Raw genomic sequence first — 2,153 nt, forward strand, 5'->3', positions numbered from 1 at the left:
TAGAATGCAATCAGTCAATCAGTCAATCAGTCAATCAGTCAATCAGTCAATCAGTCGACTAGACCATAGTCAGCACGCAGTACATCGATGATTTCTTGCTTAGGATTCTCGCTCAGTACGATCTCTGCACCTGTGATTTTCGCTGCGATATCAAGATAAGTACGAGACAGAGACATCAGTGAATCAAGAGGCAGCTCATTGTCACGAGCTAATGCTTCACGTTCTGGCATGCGTTCTTTGTTCAAAAGGATGTCTGCATCAGGGAAGTAGTTAAGCAAGAACTGACGGAAACCCTCTTTAGAGTTTTCAACGATGTTGCCTTTGTTGTATTCCTGAGTATCCCAAATGCGAGATGAATCTGGAGTACCCACTTCATCCATGTAGATCAGCTTTTCTTTACCTTGAGCATCGTTGACGTAACCAAATTCAAACTTTGTATCCACAAAGGTTTGGTCGACTTTCGCGAGTGCTTGGCTGATAACGTTGAAGCCTTCTTTTAGCAGCTTCTCGTAGTGCGCAATGTCACTTGCTTGAGTAAAGTTGAACGCTGCGAAGTTATCTTCGATGTTGTTACGCGAGATGTTCACATCATCAGCTTCTGGAACACCAGGGATACCTTTCAAAATCCCTTTTGTTGAAGGCGTGATCAGTAGCTCTGGTAGCTTCTTGTCTTTCTCGAGGCCTTCAGGCATCTCGATACCACAGAATTCACGTTCGCCGTTTGCGTATGCACGCCACATTGAACCTGTGATGTATTGACGACAAATCGCTTCGATCATGACTGGGCGAGCTTTTTGTACAATCCATACGAACGGGTGAGGGATATCAAGAATATGACTGTCAGCAAGTCCGTTGTCTTTAAACAATTTGAACCAGTGGTTAGAGATAGCATTCAGAGCCGCTCCCTTACCCGGAACACCTTTAAGATTACCTTCACCACGCCAGATACAATCAAATGCAGAGATACGGTCACTGATCACCATGATGGCTAAAGGCGCATCTGGTGCTACATCGTAGCCTTTCTCTTTGATTAGTCGTTGACTATCTTCTTCAGTTAACCAGTAGACTGAGCGAACTTTGCCACTGTGGACAGGTTTGTCAGTACGGATTGGTAGGTCATCATTTACGGCAAGAACTTGATCAGCAAGGCTCATTTAGACATTCCTATCTTTTATCAAACGTCATACAGAGAAGTGCGGTGTGCACATGATTAGACGGGCATTATACTCAATCTACTATTTCCTTCCAGATAAAAAGCAAACGATTGCTAAATCTATTGTTTAAATAAAAACCCCCGCCTAACAATTCGCCAAAAAATAGGCGAATCGTAGGGCAGGGGAAGGCAGTATATTTGGACTGTGTTTTGGAGCTATGCTGTTAAGTTAACTTAAGTTTGTTAGCTAAAAGATTAAGCTATGTGTATGGGCTATGTTTTTGAGCCAACAATGTTATTAAGCCAACATGTTATTAAGCAAGGTGGCTTAGTGAATGCGCTCTGAATTCGCATCCATAAAGAAGACTTCACACTGAAAGCGCATTCCTAATGTTCTTAGGTATTGCTGACTGAATTGATCAATCGATGCACTTGCCACAATCGCACTCGCATTCTTAGAGCGAATGGCTTTCTCGACGGTTTCTACCTCAGTCATTTGATGAGAGGCTTTCATATGAATAACTCGGTCGCAGCAAACATTATGTTGCTTAAGTTGCTTAGCCGATGGTCTCGGTGTTTGAGCGGTAAACAGTAGCCACTGATGTTGGTTGGACAGCAACGCCATTCTTGCAAATAACGCTTCCTCGTTTGAATTTTTGCTTTTACGAGAAACTGATGTAAATGCGCAGTGAACTAGCGGGCTAGAGTGTTGGGCTTTAACGTGTGCTTGAATCATTTTGCTGTCCTTATATACATGCTGTATGTGTATACAGTAGTTTTAGTTGCTTATAAGATCAAGCGTTTTTTGCGGGATTATTGGACGATTTTTTCTGGGGTGATAGGTGGGATGTTGTTAAGTGATTGAAATTATTTAATAAATTAAATTCGAATGAATTTGCTGTTTTGTCTCATAAATTGAAAAAATGTGAGCTTTATACAGGTGTATACAGTGGTTTTGACAGAAAAGTACTGTATACACCTGTATAGAAGAGAGAAGAGA

2 protein-coding genes are annotated in these 2,153 nt (G+C 41.8%); both read right to left on the reverse strand.

All coding sequences use genetic code 11. The annotated features are described in order from the left end of the window. Window positions 1-50 precede the first annotated feature (50 nt). On the reverse strand, window positions 51-1,154 hold the full coding sequence (locus H5300_RS26395) for a phosphoribosylaminoimidazolesuccinocarboxamide synthase (RefSeq protein ID WP_004733417.1): 1,104 nt from the start codon (window positions 1,152-1,154) through the stop codon (window positions 51-53). A 327-nt stretch (window positions 1,155-1,481) separates the two neighbouring features. Continuing rightward, window positions 1,482-1,889, reverse strand: a complete 408-nt coding sequence (locus H5300_RS26400) for a SulA-like leucine-rich domain-containing protein (protein WP_004733418.1) — start codon at window positions 1,887-1,889, stop codon at window positions 1,482-1,484. Window positions 1,890-2,153: the final 264 nt, after the last annotated feature.

Origin of the sequence: Vibrio sp. SG41-7 (assembly GCF_014164465.1) — a bacterium.
Lineage (GTDB): Bacteria > Pseudomonadota > Gammaproteobacteria > Enterobacterales > Vibrionaceae > Vibrio > Vibrio splendidus.

What these genes read in the sequence shown, in the direction of transcription:
- H5300_RS26395 (WP_004733417.1), bottom strand. Translation starts at nt 1,154, where the DNA reads ATGAGCCTTGCTGATCAAGTTCTTGCCGTAAATGATGACCTACCAATC.
- H5300_RS26400 (WP_004733418.1), bottom strand. Translation starts at nt 1,889, where the DNA reads ATGATTCAAGCACACGTTAAAGCCCAACACTCTAGCCCGCTAGTTCAC.